The sequence below is a fragment of the Vibrio phycocola genome (genome assembly GCF_054404255.1).
Genome location: NZ_JBTAMQ010000016.1, coordinates 1 through 22,252, shown reverse-complemented (window position 1 = coordinate 22,252; position 22,252 = coordinate 1). Strand labels below are relative to the sequence as shown.

The 22,252-nt window shown below is 41.3% G+C and carries 20 protein-coding genes and 1 tRNA gene; 8 read left to right on the top strand and 13 right to left on the bottom strand.

Translation table 11 applies throughout. The features are described from left to right. Positions 1 to 300: 300 nt before the first annotated feature. Positions 301 to 1,206 carry a hydrogen peroxide-inducible genes activator gene (locus ACXJY6_RS17450; protein WP_456052470.1) on the bottom strand — a complete coding sequence of 302 codons (906 nt, stop codon included), beginning with the start codon at positions 1,204 to 1,206 and terminating at the stop codon, positions 301 to 303. Positions 1,207 to 1,403: 197 nt separating this feature from the next. Here ACXJY6_RS17450 and ACXJY6_RS17445 point away from each other — a divergent pair, with 197 nt between their 5' ends. Continuing rightward, a complete protein-coding gene (locus ACXJY6_RS17445) occupies positions 1,404 to 2,015 on the top strand; it encodes a peroxiredoxin C (protein ID WP_456052471.1) in 612 nt (203 codons plus the stop codon). 147 nt (positions 2,016 to 2,162) lie between these two features. Here ACXJY6_RS17445 and phoU read toward each other — a convergent pair whose 3' ends face one another. Genes phoU through ACXJY6_RS17425 form a run of 4 tightly spaced genes read right to left on the bottom strand, consistent with a single transcriptional unit; the run spans position 2,163 to position 7,561 of the window. Continuing rightward, positions 2,163 to 2,867 carry a phosphate signaling complex protein PhoU gene (gene phoU, locus ACXJY6_RS17440; RefSeq protein ID WP_456052472.1) on the bottom strand — a complete coding sequence of 235 codons (705 nt, stop codon included), beginning with the start codon at positions 2,865 to 2,867 and terminating at the stop codon, positions 2,163 to 2,165. Positions 2,868 to 2,885: 18 nt separating this feature from the next. Then, positions 2,886 to 3,704 carry a phosphate ABC transporter ATP-binding protein PstB gene (pstB, locus tag ACXJY6_RS17435; RefSeq protein ID WP_456052473.1) on the bottom strand — a complete coding sequence of 273 codons (819 nt, stop codon included), beginning with the start codon at positions 3,702 to 3,704 and terminating at the stop codon, positions 2,886 to 2,888. A 1-nt stretch (position 3,705) separates the two neighbouring features. Next, entirely contained in the window at positions 3,706 to 5,367 is a 1,662-nt protein-coding gene (pstA, locus tag ACXJY6_RS17430; protein ID WP_458769112.1) for a phosphate ABC transporter permease PstA, read from the bottom strand. Then, positions 5,357 to 7,561 (bottom strand): ABC transporter permease subunit, encoded by a 2,205-nt coding sequence (locus ACXJY6_RS17425; protein ID WP_458769153.1) that lies wholly within the window; start codon positions 7,559 to 7,561, stop codon positions 5,357 to 5,359. The genes pstA and ACXJY6_RS17425 overlap by 11 nt, the downstream gene beginning before the upstream one ends. Positions 7,562 to 7,804: 243 nt before the next feature. On the opposite strand from ACXJY6_RS17425, the gene ppk1 reads away from it, so the two are divergent. Further along, the gene (ppk1, locus tag ACXJY6_RS17420) at positions 7,805 to 9,910 is read left to right on the top strand and encodes a polyphosphate kinase 1 (protein ID WP_458769111.1); all 2,106 of its coding nucleotides are present in this window, start codon (positions 7,805 to 7,807) and stop codon (positions 9,908 to 9,910) included. Then, positions 9,891 to 11,399, top strand: a complete 1,509-nt coding sequence (ppx, locus tag ACXJY6_RS17415; RefSeq protein ID WP_458769110.1) for an exopolyphosphatase — start codon at positions 9,891 to 9,893, stop codon at positions 11,397 to 11,399. The genes ppk1 and ppx overlap by 20 nt, the downstream gene beginning before the upstream one ends. Before the next feature lie 15 nt (positions 11,400 to 11,414). Here ppx and ACXJY6_RS17410 read toward each other — a convergent pair whose 3' ends face one another. From ACXJY6_RS17410 to phoB, 3 genes are read right to left on the bottom strand one after another with little or no spacing between them, the layout of a single operon-like run. Beyond that, a complete protein-coding gene (locus tag ACXJY6_RS17410; RefSeq protein ID WP_458769109.1) occupies positions 11,415 to 12,362 on the bottom strand; it encodes a PstS family phosphate ABC transporter substrate-binding protein in 948 nt (315 codons plus the stop codon). Next, entirely contained in the window at positions 12,362 to 13,663 is a 1,302-nt protein-coding gene (gene phoR / locus ACXJY6_RS17405; protein ID WP_458769108.1) for a phosphate regulon sensor histidine kinase PhoR, read from the bottom strand. Before phoR ends, ACXJY6_RS17410 begins: the two co-directional genes overlap by 1 nt. 23 nt (positions 13,664 to 13,686) lie before the next feature. After that, on the bottom strand, positions 13,687 to 14,376 hold the full coding sequence (gene phoB, locus ACXJY6_RS17400) for a phosphate regulon transcriptional regulator PhoB (protein WP_456052479.1): 690 nt from the start codon (positions 14,374 to 14,376) through the stop codon (positions 13,687 to 13,689). 193 nt (positions 14,377 to 14,569) lie between these two features. Between phoB and rdgC the strand changes: the two genes are divergently transcribed. The 3 genes from rdgC (at position 14,570) to ACXJY6_RS17385 (ending at position 17,294) form a co-directional block, all read left to right on the top strand. Continuing rightward, complete coding sequence (gene rdgC, locus ACXJY6_RS17395) at positions 14,570 to 15,481, top strand: recombination-associated protein RdgC (protein WP_458769107.1); 912 nt, start codon at positions 14,570 to 14,572, stop codon at positions 15,479 to 15,481. 158 nt (positions 15,482 to 15,639) lie between these two features. Beyond that, positions 15,640 to 17,034 carry a prephenate-dependent tRNA uridine(34) hydroxylase TrhP gene (gene trhP / locus ACXJY6_RS17390; RefSeq protein WP_458769106.1) on the top strand — a complete coding sequence of 465 codons (1,395 nt, stop codon included), beginning with the start codon at positions 15,640 to 15,642 and terminating at the stop codon, positions 17,032 to 17,034. A 2-nt stretch (positions 17,035 to 17,036) separates the two neighbouring features. Further along, positions 17,037 to 17,294, top strand: coding sequence for a YfhL family 4Fe-4S dicluster ferredoxin (locus ACXJY6_RS17385; RefSeq protein ID WP_456052482.1), 258 nt, complete (start codon positions 17,037 to 17,039; stop codon positions 17,292 to 17,294). Positions 17,295 to 17,376: 82 nt separating this feature from the next. Here ACXJY6_RS17385 and nfsA read toward each other — a convergent pair whose 3' ends face one another. From nfsA to ACXJY6_RS17370, 3 genes are all read right to left on the bottom strand, one after another. Next, complete coding sequence (gene nfsA / locus ACXJY6_RS17380; RefSeq protein ID WP_458769105.1) at positions 17,377 to 18,099, bottom strand: oxygen-insensitive NADPH nitroreductase; 723 nt, start codon at positions 18,097 to 18,099, stop codon at positions 17,377 to 17,379. A 187-nt stretch (positions 18,100 to 18,286) separates the two neighbouring features. Then, complete coding sequence (locus ACXJY6_RS17375) at positions 18,287 to 19,180, bottom strand: dienelactone hydrolase family protein (RefSeq protein ID WP_456052484.1); 894 nt, start codon at positions 19,178 to 19,180, stop codon at positions 18,287 to 18,289. A gap of 159 nt (positions 19,181 to 19,339) precedes the next feature. After that, the gene (locus ACXJY6_RS17370; RefSeq protein ID WP_458769104.1) at positions 19,340 to 20,374 is read right to left on the bottom strand and encodes a helix-turn-helix domain-containing protein; all 1,035 of its coding nucleotides are present in this window, start codon (positions 20,372 to 20,374) and stop codon (positions 19,340 to 19,342) included. 184 nt (positions 20,375 to 20,558) lie between these two features. Here ACXJY6_RS17370 and ACXJY6_RS17365 point away from each other — a divergent pair, with 184 nt between their 5' ends. Both ACXJY6_RS17365 and ACXJY6_RS17360 read left to right on the top strand, forming a co-directional pair. Continuing rightward, positions 20,559 to 20,894, top strand: a complete 336-nt coding sequence (locus ACXJY6_RS17365) for a DUF805 domain-containing protein (protein WP_458769103.1) — start codon at positions 20,559 to 20,561, stop codon at positions 20,892 to 20,894. After that, a complete protein-coding gene (locus ACXJY6_RS17360; RefSeq protein ID WP_456052487.1) occupies positions 20,891 to 21,373 on the top strand; it encodes a hypothetical protein in 483 nt (160 codons plus the stop codon). Before ACXJY6_RS17365 ends, ACXJY6_RS17360 begins: the two co-directional genes overlap by 4 nt. Before the next feature lie 107 nt (positions 21,374 to 21,480). Here the strand turns inward: ACXJY6_RS17360 and ACXJY6_RS17355 are convergent, their stop codons facing one another. Together ACXJY6_RS17355 and ACXJY6_RS17350 are read right to left on the bottom strand one after the other, a co-directional pair. Continuing rightward, positions 21,481 to 21,957: a hypothetical protein gene (locus ACXJY6_RS17355; protein ID WP_456052488.1), complete on the bottom strand. Its 477-nt coding sequence runs from the start codon at positions 21,955 to 21,957 to the stop codon at positions 21,481 to 21,483. 82 nt (positions 21,958 to 22,039) lie between these two features. Beyond that, positions 22,040 to 22,116, bottom strand: a tRNA-Trp gene (locus ACXJY6_RS17350). Between the last annotated feature and the right edge of the window lie 136 nt (positions 22,117 to 22,252).

Genomic DNA, 22,252 nt, shown 5'->3' with positions numbered 1-22,252 from the left:
ACCCTCAGAGAAATTTAAATACGTAACTAAATTACACAAAATTTCACTAATATTCATAACCACAATGAGAAAATAGTCAACAAAAGTAGAAGATATTCAATAATATCAATAAACTACACTTACGCAGACCATCGGAACACTAGGTATTATTTTGTAAAATTGACAATGTGAAAATTTATGATTTTATGAAAGGGTCAAGACTCATTGAAAAGAGCCGACAAAAGGCACAGGGGTCACTAAAGGTATTCACTTTACACTTCATGGCAAAGAATAAAGTGAACACTACGATTAGACTTTTTTCTAAAGAAGTTCGGACACTAAATCACACAGCTGATGAAAAACTTGGCTACGTGACGAACTTGGGCGCCAAACCAAACCAATTTCACGAGAAGCGGCGTGCCCTGGAGGATCAACAACAACCAGATTTTGGTTATCAAGTAGCCCATGGTCAATCGCCATTTGTGGAATAAACGTCGTCCCCAAGCCATTCGCAACCATCTGTACTAGGGTGTGTAAGCTGGTTGCTGTAAATGGATTAATCTTATCTTTCGTTGTGAGCTTACACGCTGAGATTGCGTGTTCAGTAAGGCAATGCTCATTCTCCAACAAAAAGACTGACTCGTCTGGAAGGTCTGAATACCGTATTGGCACCCGAATATGGTGAGCATGATTTTGACTAATCACCATGCGAAATGGATCTCTCCCAACCACTCGGCTCGTCATTGAGCCAATATCCACAGGAAGCGCTAAAACCAAAATATCGAGTTCACCGTGACGCAAAGATTGAAGTAAGTTTGTGGTGGTGTCTTCTTGCAATAATAGGTTTAGTTTGGGAAAGCGTCGGTTAACTTCTTGTACCAAATCACAAAGCAAAAAAGGCGCAATTGTGGGGATACAACCTAACCGTAATTGACCTTCCATCATATCACCGCGACACAATTGGCCTAGCTCAAGAAGATCCTGACTTTTAGCTAACAACTCTCGCCCTTGTGCGACAACATTTTCACCAGCGTAAGTAAAAATAAGTGGACTTTTTTTGTCTTTCTTTTCATACAAAGGACAACCAATTAATGTTTCAAGATTTTGAATACCTTTACTCAAAGTTGATTGACTGACAAAGCAACGCTCTGCAGCGTCACTAAAATGGCGAGTTTCGTGTAACGTCACTAAATAATGGAGCTGCTTTAAACTCGGCCATTTATTCATAATTCAATCCATAATTCTTATCAAAATTGCACACGCTTTCACAATACCTTATTAATCGCTTTTATCGATTAACTTAATCTAATTAATTCTCTTTTTTCTATACTACAATCTGTACTATAGTTTGTCCCGAACAAACAAGGATCAAATGGTGTTTACCGCATCGTTTGAAATAAAACCTAATTTTTAGGAGCGTCAAAATGGTATTAGTTGGTCGTCAAGCCCCTGATTTTACTGCCGCAGCTGTTCTAGGTAACGGTGAGATCGTAGATAGTTTCAATTTCGCAGAATTCACCAAAGGTAAAAAAGCCGTTGTGTTCTTTTACCCACTAGATTTCACTTTCGTTTGTCCATCAGAGCTAATCGCTTTCGACAAGCGTTATGCTGATTTCCAAGCTAAAGGTGTTGAAGTTATCGGTGTTTCTATCGATTCACAATTCTCACACAACGCATGGCGTAACACCGCTGTAGAAAATGGCGGTATTGGTGAAGTAGCTTACCCGCTTGTAGCTGATGTGAAACACGAAATCTGTAAAGCATATGATGTTGAACACCCAGAAGCTGGTGTTGCGTTCCGTGGTTCATTCTTAATCGATGAAGAAGGTCTTGTTCGTCACCAAGTAGTGAACGATTTACCACTTGGTCGTAACATCGATGAAATGCTACGTATGGTTGATGCATTGGATTTCCACCAAACTAACGGTGAAGTATGTCCAGCACAGTGGGAAGCAGGCAAATCTGGAATGAAAGATTCACCAGAAGGCGTTGCTGCTTACCTAACTGAGCACGAAGCTGACCTAGATAAAAAATAATTACACCACATACCACCTGTGCTCAACGGGTTAATGGTTGGAAAAATAAAGCTTAATAAAAAGTGCCAATCAGGTAAGTAAAGTCATAATAAAAACCGAAGCCTAGGCTTCGGTTTTTTTTGCTAATTTTCTACCGTTATTTTTCGATTAATCAGCACGTAATGCATCATCGATAGATTGATTATCGAGATGACGTACATCTTTACCTTTCACAAAATAAATAATGTATTCGCAAATATTCTGACAACGATCGCCTACACGCTCAATCGCTCGTGCAGACCACATAACTTGCAGAATTTGTGGAATATTTTTCGGATCTTCCATCATAAACGTCATCAATTGACGTGTTACCGCTTCATATTCGCCATCCAAGTTATCGTCAGACTTGTGGATCTGGGCAGCCGCTTCAACATCCATTCTAGCAAAAGCGTCTAATACTTGATGAAGCATTGTGATTGCTTGACGACCTATTGGCTCAAGCGAAACTTGAAACTTTTTACTACTAGGCTCAGGTGTATCCACTGCAATTTCTGCGATTTTAGCCGCGACATCACCGATTCTCTCTAAATCGGTAATCGTTTTGATGATCGCAATGACCAAGCGTAAATCTTTAGCCGTTGGTTGACGCTTTGCAATAATGCGAGTGCATGCTTCATCTATCGACACTTCCATCGCATTTACACGGTGATCATCACGAATCACCTGCTCTGCGAGTTGATAGTCTTGCTTGTTTAGCGCTTGCATCGCGAAGGTAAGTTGTTGCTCCACCAACCCGCCCATAGTTAGAACATTAGTTCTTATATTTTCTAACTCGACGTTAAACTGACCAGAAATGTGACGCCCAAATTGCATAATAATCCTCGACCTTAATTATCCGTATCGACCCGTAATATAGTCTTCAGTCTGTTTTTTCGTTGGTGACGTGAAGATCGTATCGGTGTCTGCATATTCAATCAACTTTCCCATATGAATAAACGCAGTGTGATCACTAACTCGAGCGGCTTGTTGCATGTTATGCGTCACGATCGCCACGGTGTATTTATCTTTGAGCTCATTAATAAGTTCTTCAATAGTTAGTGTAGAAATAGGGTCCAACGCAGATGTTGGCTCATCCAATAGTAAAACTTCAGGCTCTATCGCAATTGCACGGGCAATCACCAAACGTTGCTGTTGCCCGCCCGAAAGTCCAAACGCGTTCTCCTGAAGCCTGTCTTTCACTTCATCCCACAATGCAGCAGCTCTCAATGAGCGCTCAACGGAATCATCGAGCGTGCGACTGTCTTTCATCCCTTGAAGACGTAAACCATAGACAACATTTTCATAAATAGACTTTGGGAAAGGGTTAGGACGTTGAAACACCATCCCAACTCGACGCCGCAGTGTAGAGACATCCACACTTGGATGATAAACCGCTTTGCCATGCAGTAGAACTTGCCCTTTGACTCGACAACCATCAACCAAGTCATTCATTCTGTTAATGCAACGCAATAAGGTCGATTTCCCACACCCAGACGGCCCAATAAATGCTGTGACTTGTCCTTTTGGAATTCGCATTGAAATATCATGCAACACCCGAGTACCGTGATAGGACAGGCTTAAGTTCTCAATTTCAATTGAGGTCTGTTGATCGGTTAAGTTATTCACATCAAGTGGCGTGAAGTAACCTAAAGTCTGTTCGAATGGTTGCATGCTAATCTTGTCCCATTGTTCGATACTTTTCGCGCAAATTGTTCCGAATACTAATCGCCGTCAGATTAAGAACAACGATCACCATCACTAATAAAAATGATGTAGCGTATACCAATGGACGTGCTGCCTCGATATTACTGGTCTGAAATCCAATGTCGTAAATATGAAAACCCAAACTCATAAACTTGCGCTCTAAATGGACAAATGGAAACTCTCCATCGATAGGCAAACTAGATGCCAATTTAACAACGCCTACCAACATCAATGGTGCCACTTCCCCAGCAGCTCGAGCAATTGCCAAAATAAGCCCCGTGAGAATGGCAGGGCTCGCCATAGGTAATACAATCCGCCAAATGGTTTCAAATTGCGTAGCGCCCAATGCCAATGAACCATGACGCACTGCTGAAGGAATCCGGCTTAATCCCTCTTCCGTTGCAACAATGACGACCGGCAAAGTTAAAACGGCTAGAGTTAGCGCTGACCACAACAATCCTGGCGTGCCAAATGTAGGTGCAGGTGCTCGTTCTGCATAAAATATAGCATCAATAGATGAACCAATCGTATAAACAAAGAATCCTAGACCAAAAACTCCATAAACGATCGAAGGAACGCCTGCTAAGTTGATCACTGCGACCCGAATCATTCGAGTAACGCCATTATCTTTTGCGTATTCATGAAGGTAGACGGCAGCGATGACCCCTAAAGGCATCACCATAATCGACATAATCAGCACCAACAACATAGTGCCAAAAATAGCGGGAAAAACACCACCTTCCGAGTTAGATTCACGAGGGTCTTCAGAAATAAACACCCAAACTTGTTTTCCCCAGTGCGATACTTTTTCGAATATCGACATATCATTGGGGTACCAAACATTGAGTATATCTCGAATGGCTATAGATGTACGTATGCCGGTCATATCTTCAACTAACAAGGTTTGACCTGAAAGCTTCTGCTTTAAGATCTGTAACTCACCTTCTATCGATTTAAACTCTGCTTCTAACGCTATTTTTTGCGCGTCATAACTCACCGAAAAATCAGCGTCCACTCTGTTATTAAATTCTCGTTTCCGCCTCTCTAAACGAAGAGACTCTAACTGACGTCCAATCGATTGAAGTTGAGTCGTCAGCAAAACATTAATTTCCTGACGTAATGCCACAGCTTGATCCAGACCTTCGCTTAAGGCTTGGGTAATATCTTCGGCTTCAATACCATTATCACGATAATAAGCGATTGGCTTCCCAATAAATTGCCCCTCTTCTTCCCGGTCAATCACCACCCATCCTGTTGGCGTAGTAGGAATGGTGAGTTCAAAATCAAAACGGGAGATAAAATCGGCAGGAAACAGATCTCGGTTCGCAACCTTAATAGAGTATCGAGTCACCGAGCTATCAAGTTCACCATATTTTTCAGCTAGTTGCTTTTGATAAGGCAAATGACTGGTTAGTATTTCTTCTTTGTTATACAGCAAACCCACTATTCTATGGTTATCACTATCTGTCCATTGATATAACGGTGCAGGCCAAAAATATGCCAGCCCTTTCCAACCAATTAATAGCAACAAACCTAAAACAGACAACAAACTAAAGCTAACAGCACCACCAGTTAGCCAAATCCACGGAGCCCCGGAGCGTAACCATTTAAACGGCGCTTTAAAGAGCACGATATTTCTCCCTTAAACGCAAACGAATCCATTCAGCTAATGAGTTTACAGCGAACGTAAATACAAAAAGTAACAATGCTGCGAGGAATAGAATTCGATAATGGGAGCTGCCAACTTCAGATTCCGGTAGTTCAACCGCAATATTTGCGGCAAGCGTTCGCATCCCTTCAAACAAATCGAAGTCCATTATTGGGGTATTTCCCGTTGCCATTAGAACAATCATAGTCTCCCCAACAGCTCGCCCTAACCCCATCATTATCGCCGAAAAAATACCAGGACTTGCCGTTAGCAATACGACATAAATTAATGTTTGCCACGGCGTTGCGCCCAACGCTAAAGAACCATCAGATAAGTGCTTAGGTACCGAGAATACCGCATCTTCTGCGATCGTAAAGATCGTTGGAATAACAGCAAACCCCATCGCAAGACCCACCACCAATGCATTACGCTGATCAAAATCAATGCCGTGTTGAGCCAAATAGGTACGAACATCACCGGCGAACAGCCAAGATTCAATATCAAAGCTTAATGGAAATACCAGTGCTGCCGTAACACAAAGCACAGGAACCAGAGCAATTGCATGCCAACCACGCCCGACTGAGTGCCCCCAACTTTTGGGTAAAATTGACCAAAGAAAACCAGCGGCGATCGTTGAAATAGGCAATAAAAATAAAAGGAGAATAACGGACACTAGATGCTGTTCGACAATCGGTGCAAACCATAGCCCTGCAAGGAATCCGATAATGACGGTCGGAAACGCTTCCATTAACTCAATGGTTGGCTTAACCACTCGTCGCATTGATGGCGACATAAAATAGGCCGTATAAACCGCTGCACATACCGCGATTGGCACGGCAAAGATAAGTGAATAAAAGGCCGCTTTGAGGGTTCCAAATGCGATAGGAACCAAACTAAACTTCCCTTCAAAACTGTCAGAAGCAGACGTTGACTGCCATACATAATCGGGTTCTGAATACCCTTCATACCAAACTTTTTGCCACAAGGACGAAAATGAAATTTCAGGATGTCCCATATTGACATCAATGAAATGTAATTGCCCTTGATCTCCCAAGCGACGATAAGTAAGCAATACATTCTCATTACTCGATAACGCCACCAACTCAGGTGTTTTCGACGCGATTCGTTCAAATAATACTAATTTTTCACTTGTCGTATAAAAGTTATGTACTGTCCCACTGCTATGGAATGCAAAAAAACCTTTACTAAAACGGTTTGGAAGCAATAGTGATATGTCAGCGCCTAAACGAAAGTCACGAATCTTGGTTAAGTGTCGCTCTTCTTGTTTTAACACATCAAACCATTGTGACACTGAACCATCGTCATAACTCACAAGCAATGAATACCCACCCGCCAGCATCGCCATACCGTCAACACGGTGACTGTCATCAAAAGATAAATCGATCACTTCACGCGCAGAATATTTTGATGCATTACGTTTAACCACCACCAATTCGGATCCACTGCGAATGTATAGCGTAGAACCGTCGCCGGATATTACTAACTGATCAGGCTGAACAGCAGAAGGGAAATGGTAAGCAGAAAAGGACGATAAACCATCGAGAGGCTGAGAGATCACTTCCAACTGCCCACCATCATGACTGACGGCCAGAGTTAACTGTGTTTCAGAGACGCTAAACGTCAGTGTCTCGATCGCTTGCCACTGCTGGAATTGCTTTCTTAAATCGTCACCAATAGGGACATAATCCACTTGTGGAGCAAAAGTATTATTTTCAATCGAGCCATAGGAAAATTTGGGTTTAACCACCGCAATTTGATTGTCATTACCGAGCAGTAGAGTCCAGTTTTGATCTGGGGAGATATACGAGCGATTTGGCTCAAATCCAAGCTCCGTATGCCAAATAGGCATTGACGACGGAGCATCTTTACTCCAAAAAGACAAACGCCCCTGAGCTGAGACCGTAAAAGCATGTTTTCCTTGATCATCGACGTAAAGCGACATCACCGAGGGTTCATGGATTGAAACAGTAGGCTCTGAGTAATCAAGACTTGCATCCGAAAAAAGCGGAATGACAACCCAAAGAAGATAGGCAAAAATTAACACTAATGCGCCAAGAACACAGAGTCCACCAAAACTTACAGACATACGAAAAAGCCTATCTTTTAATAGGCGAACTTTGTCCGTAGTATCTAAAGAAAACTGAGCTTTGGGCATCATTACATCGAGTTAAAATGGTCTAATATTATAGTATGTCGTTTTCGTGACATTAATATTACAATCCCCTTTAACCGACTGAAAGTAAAACAACTATCTCGACTAATGTGACATAGAATTGTAATAAAAAAAGGGTATTGTGTAGTAGCAAAAATTCTATTCTTGATTTAGAGAGCTTACGACTAAATCCACAGAAAAGCACACTTAAAGAAAGGTTTTCTTTTATAGTCATGAGGTTATTACATGAGCTCAGAAAAGTTGTACATCGAAAAAGAGCTAAGCTGGCTATCGTTTAACGAACGAGTTCTCCAAGAAGCGATGGATAAATCCGTTCCATTAATCGAACGAATTCGCTTTTTAGGTATTTTTTCAAATAATTTGGATGAGTTTTACAAAGTTCGCTTTGCATCGGTAAAACGACGCATTTTAATCGATCGTGAGCAAGGGCGAAACAGCAGCTACAAACGCCTATTAACGAAAATGCAAAATAAAGCGTTCAAGCTCAACGAAGATTTTGAGACCTTATACACTGATTTAATTAAAGAAATGGCTCGACGCCGAATCTTTTTAGTCAATGAACATCAACTAGATGAGCCACAACAGAAATGGATAAATAAGTATTTCAAAAAAGAAGTACTCCCTCATATTACTCCTTGGCTAATCTCCGATGATGCTGATGTATTACAATACCTTAAAGATGAGTATGCCTACATTGCCGTCGAGCTAAAAAAGAACAACCACTCTCAATACGTTCTGATTGAAATTCCAACCGATCAACTTCCTCGCTTTATTATGCTCCCTGAACAAAAAGGGAAACGCCGTAAAACAATCATTTTGCTCGATAATATTATTCGGTATTGTTTGGATGATATTTTCCGTGGTTTCTTCGATTACGATGAACTAAACGGTTACGCGATGAAAATGACCCGAGATGCCGATTACGATTTAAGCTACGAAGTTGAACATAGCTTACTTGAGCAAATGTCTGAAGGGTTAAGTCAACGACTCACCGCAATGCCCGTTCGCTTTGTATACGAAAAAGAAATGCCCAAAGAAATGCTGACATTCTTATGCGATAAGCTCAAGGTCTCGAATTACGACAGTTTATTACCCGGCGGGCGTTACCACAATTTTAAAGACTTTATCTCTTTCCCCAACGTTGGGCGCGATTATCTAGAGAACAAACCTTTACCGCCAATGCGCAGCGCCGATTTTGAGGGATATGAAAACCATTTTGACGCCATAAAAGCGAAAGATATTTTACTCTATTACCCTTACCACACCTTTGATCATGTCACTGAGCTCGTTCGTCAGGCCTCTTTTGATCCAAAAGTACTAGGCATAAAAATTAACGTCTATCGTGTCGCCAAAGATTCTCGATTAATGAACTCTCTTATTCACGCGGTACATAACGGTAAAAAAGTAACGGTGATCGTTGAGCTTCAAGCTCGTTTTGATGAAGAAGCGAACATCGAATGGTCTCGCATTTTAACCGATTCAGGCGTGCATGTTATTTTTGGTGTTCCTGGATTAAAAGTTCACTCTAAACTGCTACTCATTAGCCGAAAAGAAACGGGCGAAGTTAAGTACTACGCACATATTGGTACAGGTAACTTTCATGAAAAGACAGCGCGCATATATACCGACTTCACCCTACTAACCGCGGATTCCGAGCTAACCGATGAAGTGCGAAATGTATTTGGCTACATTGAAAACCCTTATCGTCCAGTGAAGTTTAAGCACTTAATTGTCTCTCCACGTAATTCTCGAAAACGGCTTTATGATGTCGTAAACAAAGAAATTGCGTTTGCTCATCAAGGGAAAAAAGCCCAAATTATCCTCAAGGTGAATAACTTAGTCGATAAGGGCTTAATCGATAAGTTATATGAAGCGAATAATGCTGGTGTCGAAATAAAAATGATTATCCGCGGTATGTGCTCGTTAGTTCCTGGTGTTAAAGGGATGAGTGAGAATATAAAAGTCATCAGTATTATTGACCGCTTTCTAGAGCACCCACGTGTAATTATCACGCATAATAATGGTAATCCATCCGTCTATATTTCTTCTGCAGACTGGATGACTCGAAACATCGACCACCGAATCGAAGTGGGAGCTCCAATACGTGACCCGCGATTAAAGCAACGCATTATCGATATCATTAATATCCATTTTATCGATACAGTGAAGGCACGAACGATTGACAAAGAGATGTCAAACACCTACGTTGCTAGAGGAAACAAGAAGAAAATACGTTCACAAGTAGCAACTTATGACTACATAAAAAATAGTGAACGCCAAACACGGAAACAAAACGCACAGTTGGAGACGAATGAGCGAACAAAACAATGAAACACCTCGATCTATAGCAGCCGTCGACCTTGGCTCGAATAGCTTTCATATGGTCGTCGCCAAAGTCGTCGGCCATGATTTGCAGTTAGAAAGTCGCCATAAGCAAAGAGTTAGACTTGCTTCTGGTTTAAACGACAAGAAAGTACTTAGTGAAGAAGCTATGGAGAGAGGCTTAGAATGTCTGGCCATGTTTTCGGAACGCGTTCAAGGCTTCAGCTCTGATAATGTACGAATCGCAGCAACTCACACACTACGCCAGGCAATCAATGCTCATGAATTTTTAGAACGAGCAAGGGAAATCATTCCTCATCCTATCGAAATTATTCCCGGTACAGAAGAAGCTCGTCTTATCTATCTTGGTGTCGCCCATACACAACCTCAATCCGACTCCATGCTGGTTATCGATATAGGCGGTGGAAGTACAGAAATCATTATTGGAAGTGGCTTCAATGCTGAACTGGTCAATAGCATTCAGATGGGATGTGTCAGTTATACCAATAAATATTTCTCCCGTGGGAAGATTTCTCAAAAGCAAATTCGTCAGGCGATTCTAGGGGCTGAACAACAATTAGAACACGTTGCTTCAATATACCGTAAGAAGGGTTGGCAGGCAGCCTTTGGCGCTTCTGGTACGATAAAAGCGGTTCGTGATGTGTTAATCGGAATGGACTTTAGTGATGGAGAAATCACGTCAGAACGCTTGGATGCCGTGTTGGATAAACTCAGAAACTTCGACACTATCGATGCTATTGACATCAAAGGGCTTCCCGTGGAACGTCAGCCGGTATTTATCGCTGGAATAACGATTCTCAAAGCGATTTTCAACCGATTACGAATTAAAAAGATTCAATTCTCAGATGGAGCGTTGCGCGAAGGTTTACTGTATGAAATGGAAGACCGGCTTCAATTTGATGATATTAGATTGAGAACAACCGAAACCCTTGCAGAAAAGTACAATGTTGATTTGGAACATGCCGCTCATGTCAAAGGTGTTGCTAAAGAGTTATTTAACCAAATTTCTGAACATCAAAAACTTAACCACAAACAACAACAGCTGGCCGAGCTATTAGAGTGGAGTGCGCTACTGCACGAAGTGGGGCAAAGCATTAACTTCCAGAGTTTTCATAAACATTCAGCTTATATCTTAACAAACACAAATATGGCTGGGTTTAATTCAGAGCAACAACTTGTGCTAGCAACGTTAGCGCGCTTTCATCGTAAGGCATTAAAGCTACAAGAAATGCCGTCATTTTCGTTGTATAAGAAAAAACAGATTACTCAACTAATTCGAATTTTACGCTTATCCGTTGTATTAAATGCTCAGCGTAATGATGAGATAGAACTCGAGTTTAATCTTGAAATAGACAACGACGTTTGGCGACTAACAACCAATAAAAAAGATTGGTTGGAAGAGAATAAATTGCTTCATGCCGATCTGCTTACTGAGCAAGAGTACTGGCAAACAGCATCTTGGGAACTTGAGTTTTAACCTTAGAGTGGAAAGCTATAATCCTATTTTTTTTAATTCTGTTTGGGCTATGTCTGCTGAAATTGGCACGTAGCCCTCTTTTACAACAAAATCTTGTCCCTGTTTCGAGAAAATAAACTGAACAAACTCCCTTACCAGAGGAGACAACTCGGTTTGCGGGTGCTTATTGATGTAGACATATAGATAACGCGACAGTGGATAACGTCCATTAACGATGTTTTTGTGAGTCGGAGCTATAAAATCATCCCCTACACTAGCTATCGGTAATACCCTTGCCTCAGAAACCGAGTAACCAACACCTGAATAACCGATTGAGTTTATAGAAGAAGCAACCGATTGAACCACAGAGGCCGAACCTGGCTGCTCGTTGACGTTATTTTTAAAGTCCCCTTCACATAATACATTTTGCTTAAAATACCCATAGGTACCTGAAACAGAATTACGACTAAACATTTGGATTGCGCGCTGTGCCCAAGGTGCTCTGATTCCCAATTCAGCCCAATTCGATATCGTACGGTTTCCGCCACAACGCAATGTCGCCGAAAAGATTTGATCTAACTGAGTAAACGTCAATCCTTCAATTGGATTGTCTTTGTGAACAAAAATACCAATCGCGTCGACAGCAACACGTAACTGCGTCGGTTTATAACCATAAACGTGTTCAAATGCGTCAACTTCTCTCGCGCGCATCGGGCGACTCATTGCGCCAAACTGAGCGGTTCCTTCTGTCAATGCAGGAGGAGCGGTAGAAGATCCAGATGCTTGCACTTGAGCATCAATATTTGGATAAATGTTTTTAAATTCTTCGGCCCACAGCGTCGTAATACCAGCGAGCGTATCAGAACCAACTGACAGCAAACTTCCACCAACATCGTCACTCTTTTGATACATGCGTAACTCTGATGCCGAGAACGCCGACAAAGAGTAACAACAAAGAATTAGGATTAAAGTTGAGATCTTCATTATTCTTCAACAACAAGTCGTGATGGTAAAACAAAAGAAAAACAGCTTCCACACCCCACTTCACTTGCGATATCTAGATGAGAATCGTGGTGTGAAAGTGCATGTTTCACAATCGCTAACCCTAAACCACTGCCCCCAGTATCACGAGAACGTGCTTTATCTACACGATAAAAACGCTCAGTCAAACGATGCAAATGCTGAGGTTCAATCCCATCACCCATATCTTCAACTTCCAAGCACGCTCCTTGATCACATCGATACCAGCGAACCACTATCTCAGCTTCGGGTGGTGTGTACTTAACAGCGTTGTATACCAAATTGGAAATAGCACTTCGTAATTGATCATCATCAGCATAGACTTTAAGCGTCTCATCAACTGAAAACGAAATTCGATGAGCATTACTGCCACTCAAACTTATTGCTTCTTTCTCTAAAATTGACAACATAGCAGGAACATCAACAATAGCTTCCAATTCGTGCATCGGTGCTGCTTCAATTTTTGACAAAGTAAGCAATTGATTCACCAGGCTATTCATCCGGTTCAACTGCTCTGTCATGACGCTATGTGCTTTAGGCCACATAGGACCGACCACCATATCCGGATCCTCTGTCATCTCGAGGTACCCTTGGAGAACCGTCATTGGTGTACGAAGTTCATGAGAAACATTGGCAAAGAAGTTTCGACGCATACCCTCTAACTGCTTGAGTTGAGTTACGTCACGCACGACTAGTAATTGCTCACCTTGGGTGTAGCGAACAACACGCAGCTCCAACATCCGTTCTGCATTTAATGGAGACTGAATCACAAGAGGTTCAGAAAAATCTCGTTTACCGAGGTATTTAATAAAATCAGGAGCACGTAATAAGTTAGTGATCGGCTGGCCTTCATCATCAGGCCATTGAAAACCAAGCAAATGTTGAGCTAAACGATTACACCAAACAATGTTTCCTTCATCTCGAAAAACAACAACCGCATCCGGTAACGATTCTGCACCATTTTTAAAGCGGCGGTTTAGACTGGTCAATGCTTTACGCTTATAACGATGATATTGTTGTAGTCGATAGATGCCGTTGAATAACGACTCCCAGTTTCCTCGACCAGAAGGCGGACTTAAACGTTTATCATCACAAAGCCAAGTCGATAAGCGGACTTGGTTATTCATATTCCACAGCAACTGAATAACGGTTGCGGTTAAAAGCAACCATGGCATATAGCCAAAAATCCAACCGGCAATAATCCAAGGTGAGTAAAAAAAAGCCAGCTCCCAAGCCAGCTTCTTCCATGTTATTCGTTCAACCATTTATAGCCTCAGTTATAAAACCACTATGCTTTTGTTGAAAAGCGGTAACCTGCTCCACGTACCGTTTGAATTAACCTATCATGATTGGCATCTTCAAGTGCCTTTCTTAAGCGACGAATATGAACATCGACAGTGCGATCTTCAACATAAACGTTTGTACCCCAAACGTTGTTCAGCAACTGTTCTCTGCTGTATACGCGTTCTTGATGGGTCATAAAAAAGTGCAATAATTTAAACTCTGTTGGGCCCATTTCAATCGCACTCTCGTTAGACATCACTCGATGAGAAACAGGGTCAAGTCGTAAACCTTGTACATCAATAACATCTTCAAGTGCCGTCGGCGTAACGCGACGAATAACGGCCTTTAAGCGTGCAACCAGTTCTTTCGGGGAAAAAGGCTTAGTAATGTAGTCATCAGCACCGACTTCAAGCCCACGTACTTTGTCTTCTTCTTCACCACGTGCTGTCAACATCACTACAGGGATATTACGAGTCAACTCTTCCCGCTTCATATGCTTTATAAAGTTAATACCACTTCCACCGGGTAGCATCCAATCAAGCAATACAAGGTCTGGATAAGGCTCACACAACTTAGCCACAGCAGAATCATAGTCTTCTGCCTCAACAACATTATAGCCTTTTTGCTCAAGAACAAAGCTCAACATTTCTCGAATGGGTGCTTCATCTTCAACCACGAGTATCCTTCTAGACATAAGTTCTATAACCTTTGTTTTTTAATTCACGCTAGGCATTATTAAAGATAATTATGACAGTTTTGTGACCTTTGGAAACAAATTTTCATATAGGTTTCGCATTAAATTCATTGTTTTATTCTAAAAATGCGATAGGACTTTTGTTTATCTTTGCTCTATTATGTTCACCCCAACATCCCCACCGAGACAAACTATGTGGTTTAAAAACTGTATAATTTACCGCGTTAATCGCGATGTGAAATTTAATGCTGATCAACTAGAGAAGCAACTTCAAGAATTCCGATTTACCCCATGTGGCAGCCAAGATAAGCAAAAATTCGGCTGGGTAAATGTGTTAGGCAATAGTGGTGATATGAAGACGCACCTGTATCAGGATTGCATTCTGGTGTGCGCAAAAAAAGAAGAAAAAATCCTCCCCGCTGCGGTTATTAAAGAATCCTTAAATAGCAAGATAGAAACCATTGAAGCGGAAGAAGGACGCCCACTAAAGAAAAAAGAAAAAGAAAATCTAAAAGATGAAATTTTAATTGATCTCCTCCCACGTGCCTTTAGTAAAAGCCAACTAACTTTTACACTCATTATGCCTAGCTTAGGTTTAATTATCGTTGATGCATCAAGCTCCAAAAAAGCCGAAGATGTTATTGCACTCCTGCGTAAAACAATGGGTAGCCTTCCCGTTGTTCCTGCAATTCCGGAAGTAGCGATTGAAACAACACTAACCACTTGGGTTAAAGACGGGAATTTACCGCGTGGCTTTACCATGTTAGAAGAAGCTGAATTTAGATCAGTACTCGACGATGGTGCCGTTATTCGTTGTAAGAAACAAGACCTCTCAAGCGATGAAATCATGAGCCATATTGAAGCCGATAAAGTGGTCACCAAACTGGCGCTTGACTGGCAAGAGCGAATCTCATTTGTTCTTGCAGAAGACTCATCGATTAAACGATTAAGTTACAGCGATACGTTGAAAGAAGAAAACGAAGATGTACCAAGCGATGATCGTGCTGCTCGTTTTGACGCCGATTTCTCGCTTTTATGTGGCGAATTTAGCAACTTCTTACCAAATTTATTTGAAGAGCTAGGCGGCTTACCACAAGCTGAATAAACCTCTATCAACCACAGCCTTTCTTGGCTGTGGTTTTTCTCACTACACCTCTTGATTCTTTGCTAGGAATAAAAATCAATTTAACGTAAAATTTTCGCCCCTCCGATACCATTAGGTGGCATCGGCCTGACTTGAAATCAGACTTGGAAAATTTAGCAATGACAACACAAACCTCTTTTGTTCCTGAGCTGCTATCCCCTGCCGGTAGCTTAAAAAATATGCGTTATGCATTTGCCTACGGCGCAGATGCTGTCTATGCCGGGCAGCCTCGCTACAGCTTGCGTGTTCGCAACAATGAGTTCAACCATGAAAACCTGCAAATTGGTATTAATGAGGCTCATGCTCAAGGCAAGAAATTCTACGTGGTATGTAACATACAGCCGCACAATTCCAAACTAAAAACCTTTATTCGCGACCTAAAGCCAGTTGTTGATATGGGGCCCGATGCTCTAATTATGTCTGACCCTGGCCTTATCATGATGGTTCGTGAAGCATTCCCAGATATGAGCATTCACCTTTCTGTTCAAGCAAACGCAGTAAACTGGGCGACGGTGAAGTTTTGGGCAGCCTATGGTGTTGAACGTGTCATTGTTTCCCGTGAATTATCCCTCGAAGAAATTGAAGAAATTCGTCAACAGTGCCCAGATACAGAACTCGAAGTTTTTGTACATGGTGCTCTATGTATGGCTTACTCAGGACGATGCTTACTTTCTGGTTATATTAATAAACGCGATCCAAACCAAGGCACTTGTACTAATGCTTGCCGTTGGGAATATAAAGTCGAAAAAGGCAAAGAGGATGAAGCAGGTCAGATAGTCGAACAGTTTGATCCATCCCAAGCGATTGAAGTAAAAGAAGAGCGCCCAGAAAACACCATTGGCCTTGGTAAACCAAGTGATGAAGTGGTTTTATTGTCTGAGAGCCACCGCCCCGATGAAAAAATGGCTGCATACGAAGATGAGCATGGTACTTACATCATGAACTCAAAAGATTTGCGTGCGGTACAACACGTCGACCGATTAATTAATATGGGCGTTCATTCCCTTAAAATCGAAGGCCGTACCAAGTCTTTTTATTATTGTGCCCGCACTGCACAGGTTTACCGTAAAGCCATTGATGACGCAATTGCTGGGAAACCTTTCGATGATTCACTCATGGGTACTCTTGAAAGCTTAGCGCATAGAGGTTATACCGAAGGTTTCCTTCGTCGTCATACTCACGATGCCTATCAAAACTACGATTACGGTTACTCTATTTCAGATAGCCAACAATTTGTTGGAGAGTTTACCGGTAAACGCCGTGGTGATTTAGTCGAAGTTGACGTTAAAAATAAATTTGTCGTTGGCGATAGCTTGGAGCTAATGACCCCTCAAGGAAACATTATTTTTACGCTAGAAGTCATGGAAAACCGCAAGAGTGAATTGGTAACAGATGCAAAAGGCAACGGCCACTTTGTGTTTATTCCGGTCCCTCAAGATGTTGAACTTGAGTATGCTTTGCTGATGAGAAATCTTGGTGTAGGCCAAGATACACGTAATGCAACGGGCAAATAACCATGGCATTATTGATCACCAGTAAATGCACCAATTGCGATATGTGTGAGCCAGAGTGTCCAAATAACGCGATTTCATTTGGTGAGAAACTATACGAAATTGATCCCGTTCTCTGTACAGAATGTAAAGGTCACTATGATACACCGACATGTGAATCGGTCTGCCCTATCACAAATTGCATTATTACAGATCCTGATAATGTGGAAACCGAAGATCAACTACTTGAAAAGTTTGTCATTATTCAAGGTTTAGCCGGTTAAAGGTAAGAATCATTTCGAAACGGGCTTCTTGTAAGTTCGAATAGACATAAAAGGCCAATTGATATTGGCCTTTTTTAATTGATTATTTTCGTGCTAATCCCTTGCTCTGTAAGTAGGGCAAAATATGTGGCCGTGACTCCGTTATTAGCTTTTCAGTCGTTGGCTGCGACCAACCTTGGGTTTTGAGATTACTTGATCGAGATTGATAATACTCATTCATGGTGTCATCGTATTGAGCAATATCGTCCATATTAACGCCTTGATAGCAATCTTGATGGAGGATCACGTCAGGACTTAATCGTGGCTTAAGCTCAGGATCTTGATTTGGATACCCCAAACACATTCCAAATAACACAGCGGTAGCATTCGGTAACTCTAGCAGTTCATCAACCTGTTGAGCGCTATTTCTCAAGCCACCTATATACACACCACCCAGCCCTAATGACTCTGCTGCCAGTAGACAATTTTGCGCCATAATACCCGCGTCGACAGCTCCAATCAAGGTCAGTTCTGTATAATCGATTTGAACCTCTGGGTTAATTATTTTATGTCGATTGTAATCAATACAAAATACTAAAAATTCCGCCGCGGATTCGACGTAAGGCTGATTACCCGCATATTCGGCGAGCAACTTGCGTTTTTCTTTATCAGTCACTCGAATCACACTTACGGCCTGCAATAGGCTAGATGAAGATGCTGCGATACAACAAGCAATAATCTGCTCTAATAAAGAAGCTTCTATTGAATCAGGTAAAAATGAACGGATTGATCGGTGTTGCAGCATAGTATCAATGACTGATGACATAGTGATTCCTTTCATGCACTTGGGAAGTAAGTTTTACAAAGTGGAAGGTCATATTAAATCGAATTTTGAGCCGTACTCAATAGCGTAAAGATAAAAGTGAGGCACAGAATAACCTTGTCTTCACTTAATCATATAAAGTGAAGACAAGGTCATTTAATGCCCCAATTTGCCGTTAAATCAAATATTATTAAGCTATGTGCTTGTTAAAGAAAGCTAATGTACGTTCCCATGCCAATTCAGCTTCCGTTTCGGCATAACGACCAGTAGAGTCATTATGGAATCCGTGATTCACGCCTTCATAAATATGAGCTTCATAGCTAGCGCCCGTTTCCTTTAAGACTTTTTCATAGTCTGGCCACGTACCATTAACTCGTTTATCGAGTGAAGCAAACTGCAGTGACAGAGGGCCTTTTACGTTTGCGCGTAAACTCTGCTCTGCTGGAGTACCATAAAATGGAACACCTGCATCAAGAGAGTCTGGGATGGTTGCAGCCAACATATTGACGATATAGCCGCCAAAACAGAAACCAACAGCACCAAGCTTACCTGTAGATAATTCATGTGTTTTAGTGAAATCAGCTGCCGCTAAAAAGTCTTGTTCTACTTTCGCTTTATCTAAACTTTTCTGCATTGCACGACCTTCATCGTCATTCCCTGGATAACCACCCAATGAATAAAGAATATCAGGAGCAAATGCTAAGAATCCGGCTTTGGCTAAGCGACGAGCGACATCTTTAATGTAAGGATTCAATCCTCGGTTCTCATGAATTACGAGTACCGCAGGAAAAGGGCCATCCCCTTTTGGCTGCACCAAGTAACCAGAACCTTCGCCATGACCTTTAGGCGATGGGAACTTAGCGTAGCTTGCCATAATATCTTCGTCGTTAAACGAAACCTGTTCGGCCAACGCATAATTAGGAATAAGAGCTGAGGTAAGTGTCGTAATCGTCAATCCAACAACGGCTAATCCAGACAAGCGTCGCATAAATTCTCGGCGGTCAATCACACCATGAGCATATTCGTCGTACCAATCAAACGCTTCTTGAGGGATTTTGTGAGTATCTATAGAGGCTTTGTTCATGAAATACTTCCTTTTGTTATCTTTTATTATTAATTGAATGATCGTTCACATTAAACATAATCAAATACCCGACTATACGTGTCAAGCATAACAAAAGGAAGTTGCGAGTTCTTTACGCAGATTTACACTATGGTTACAAATGAAAACTTCATGTACAAACTACTGTTTCGCGCTTTTTCGAAATTGACTTGGAGTCATTCCAGTGATTCTAGAAAACTCGCGATTAAAGTTAGATTTCGTTTGAAAACCGGAGTTCATAAAGATCTGAGTAATCGTATCAGATGACACAATCAAAGCTTGCTTCGCATGATCAATACGATACTCATTGATAAGCTTCGAAATATTCTTCTGATGTATTAAGTTAACCGCGATTGAAATTTGTTTCGCAGGAATACCTAATTTACGAGTCAATTTCGAAAGAGTAAGTTCAGGATCGAGATAAAGTAAATTTTGGCGAACTTTCTCGTCAAGTTTGTCAGTGATGAGTAGCGCTTCTTGTTTCGTCATGGCTAGCGATCGCTCAGATTCACTCCTATCAGCTTCTTTACTCTCAGGTTGAACCTCCTCCGATATCGGAGTATTGATTCCTGCAATGACAACAGCGACCGCCAAAACGGGTAATAGAATCAAGTGCCCAGCAGTCAAAATGTAAAGTGCCAATCTCCCTTGATTAAATATAAAGTCCAACGACATAAATGAATCAACAAATGCTGAAAAAATTAGCATCCAACCAGCAATACTCTCTGCTTTCTTCACGCCTTCCCAGTTGCCAAGTGAAACATTGAATAGAAGTGGGTCTCGAGTCGAACAACGGATCAGTGCTATACCATATCCTAAATAAATTAAGGTAAGTGTTTCATCTAATGGAAGCGACAACCAGGGTTGGGAAAGAGCACAAACGAGAACTAACAATGGGCCAATAAAGTGGCTCGCTGATAAAAAGCCCTCATCTCGATTAGCATGTGAAAATACATACCAAGCCGCCATCGGAATAACAGATGCAATAATGGGTTGAATCATACTCAAAATAGTAAACTCAAACGTCCAACGTAAGCCTACCATCGCCGTAGTAACAGAACATAATCCCAAGAAAAAGCAGGCCAACTTAGCTTGTTCAGTAAACCGAACGTAAAGCGTTATCGCGAGTAATCCAAGTAGCATCGACACGACAAATGGAACAGGAATCGCAAGCATAATAACTCCTACTAAATATATAAAAAGAAAACCCAGATTCGTTCAGCACAGGTTTCGCACTTAGAATTCATACCTTAAGAGTAACTAATACCTATTTGTGGTCGTCCTAAAACTCGTTTAAGGACGTTTATTATCGCTATCTGATTAAAAATGTCATTACTAACTCATCACGGAGGTGACATTTATGCAGTTCTATTTTCTCGCTTGGAAACGGGCTTTCGATTTTTCTGGATGCGAAACACGTAAAGCTTTTTGGCTATTTATGTTCATTCATATTCTCATAACACTTGGGCTTATTGTGTTAGATGTGTCAACCAATATAAATACTTGGTTCGAACTAACATATAGCATCCTAAGTTTCATCCCAATGCTTTCTGCGATTGCACGTCGCTTACATGATACAGGCAAACGAGGTTATTGGGGGTTGATCTTCTGCGTCCCCGTTATCGGTCCTATTTGGCTGATTTTTCTGTTAGCGCAACCATCAAGTCGTCATCAATCAAAGGAGCAAACACTATGAGAAAACTTATACTTATTAGTATCGTCTTGTTAGCCGCAGTGCCTAGGCTCAGCTATGGCGCGCCCAAATTGACACCAAATTACGTTGGGGAACTAACAGTTGAAAGTATGCGACAAGGCAATCTACTTTGGCTTCAAGGGCGAGTTGGCGAAGGTAGATACCGCTATAATGATGAATATGGAAAAACGTGTACACTAAAGATACCGGTAGTAGTTGGTAGCATGTCCGGTTCTGGTATTAATATAAGCACAATAAGTGGCATGACTATATCTGTGATCAGTAAACGATTGAATGATGCTCTTATTCATGGCGAACGAATCAATAATCTTGATTGGAATTTCTCTATAAGCACAAAAGGTGAACTTGATGGCTTAATAGTAAATGGGATTAGCGAAGAGGAGAGTTTTATCCTGAATTCAAAAAATAGATGGGTTTCTTGGCTTTCTGGAGAAGCGACACCTTCACCTATTTGCTCTTAAGCTAGGCTATGGATAATTAATATTTTTTGATACCAATAGATAATAAGCCGCTCATTGGGCGGCTTATTTAAATTAACGAGAGAAGTACTTCTTTAATTAAAAGGAGCTTAGTTATAGCAGGTCGCTAAAACTGAATTCGTATCTTTGTTTACAATCTCAACTGCATATAAAAAATCAGCAATAATTGTTTTCGTGGATAAGCCTTGCTCTTCTAAGTTTGGCCAAATGACGGGAACTAAATTCGTTACTGGTGTAATTTTCTTTGTATGCTCCAAAAGCTCATTACAGTCATTGGGAATAACATGCTTAGGATCAGCTGAGTATGCCATCTTAAAGCCTAAACGCTTGTCTAGTGCGACAGTACCAAAATAACTAATTGTATAATTAGTATCAGGAACCTCTTTTCCAACAAGTGCATCTTTAAGTTGAATTGTAAGGATGTCCAAACGAAGTTTACCAATATCATATTTCGTTGCCGGTATCTCTTCTAACTTATCCCAAATAGTTGGGCCTAATCCTGTTTTTGCATCCGCTGCATTAACAAAAGGTGAGAATACTAACAACGCAATCAATAAATGTTTCATAGTGACTCCTTCATTATTCATTAGAAATGAAAAAAGGCCGCTCTGAGAGCGGCCTTTAAATTTGCATATAATGCAATTGTTATGGCAGGGGTGGAGAGATTCGAACTCCCAACACGCGGATTTGGAATCCGCTGCTCTGCCAATTGGAGCTACACCCCTGTAATAAACTTTTAAAATCATCATAGCAAATTAATATGCTTGCTAGATAATTTTTAAATAATGGCGGAACGGACGAGACTCGAACTCGCGACCCCCGGCGTGACAGGCCGGTATTCTAACCAACTGAACTACCGCT

Bases quoted from the DNA above. Each gene is read 5' to 3' on its own strand.
- ACXJY6_RS17450 (WP_456052470.1), bottom strand. From the start codon at position 1,206: ATGAATAAATGGCCGAGTTTAAAGCAGCTCCATTATTTAGTGACGTTA.
- ACXJY6_RS17445 (WP_456052471.1), top strand. From the start codon at position 1,404: ATGGTATTAGTTGGTCGTCAAGCCCCTGATTTTACTGCCGCAGCTGTT.
- phoU (WP_456052472.1), bottom strand. From the start codon at position 2,867: ATGCAATTTGGGCGTCACATTTCTGGTCAGTTTAACGTCGAGTTAGAA.
- pstB (WP_456052473.1), bottom strand. From the start codon at position 3,704: ATGCAACCATTCGAACAGACTTTAGGTTACTTCACGCCACTTGATGTG.
- ACXJY6_RS17425 (WP_458769153.1), bottom strand. From the start codon at position 7,561: ATGCCCAAAGCTCAGTTTTCTTTAGATACTACGGACAAAGTTCGCCTA.
- ppk1 (WP_458769111.1), top strand. From the start codon at position 7,805: ATGAGCTCAGAAAAGTTGTACATCGAAAAAGAGCTAAGCTGGCTATCG.
- ppx (WP_458769110.1), top strand. From the start codon at position 9,891: ATGAGCGAACAAAACAATGAAACACCTCGATCTATAGCAGCCGTCGAC.
- ACXJY6_RS17410 (WP_458769109.1), bottom strand. From the start codon at position 12,362: ATGAAGATCTCAACTTTAATCCTAATTCTTTGTTGTTACTCTTTGTCG.
- phoR (WP_458769108.1), bottom strand. From the start codon at position 13,663: ATGGTTGAACGAATAACATGGAAGAAGCTGGCTTGGGAGCTGGCTTTT.
- phoB (WP_456052479.1), bottom strand. From the start codon at position 14,376: ATGTCTAGAAGGATACTCGTGGTTGAAGATGAAGCACCCATTCGAGAA.
- rdgC (WP_458769107.1), top strand. From the start codon at position 14,570: ATGTGGTTTAAAAACTGTATAATTTACCGCGTTAATCGCGATGTGAAA.
- trhP (WP_458769106.1), top strand. From the start codon at position 15,640: ATGACAACACAAACCTCTTTTGTTCCTGAGCTGCTATCCCCTGCCGGT.
- ACXJY6_RS17385 (WP_456052482.1), top strand. From the start codon at position 17,037: ATGGCATTATTGATCACCAGTAAATGCACCAATTGCGATATGTGTGAG.
- nfsA (WP_458769105.1), bottom strand. From the start codon at position 18,099: ATGTCATCAGTCATTGATACTATGCTGCAACACCGATCAATCCGTTCA.
- ACXJY6_RS17375 (WP_456052484.1), bottom strand. From the start codon at position 19,180: ATGAACAAAGCCTCTATAGATACTCACAAAATCCCTCAAGAAGCGTTT.
- ACXJY6_RS17370 (WP_458769104.1), bottom strand. From the start codon at position 20,374: ATGCTTGCGATTCCTGTTCCATTTGTCGTGTCGATGCTACTTGGATTA.
- ACXJY6_RS17365 (WP_458769103.1), top strand. From the start codon at position 20,559: ATGCAGTTCTATTTTCTCGCTTGGAAACGGGCTTTCGATTTTTCTGGA.
- ACXJY6_RS17360 (WP_456052487.1), top strand. From the start codon at position 20,891: ATGAGAAAACTTATACTTATTAGTATCGTCTTGTTAGCCGCAGTGCCT.
- ACXJY6_RS17355 (WP_456052488.1), bottom strand. From the start codon at position 21,957: ATGAAACATTTATTGATTGCGTTGTTAGTATTCTCACCTTTTGTTAAT.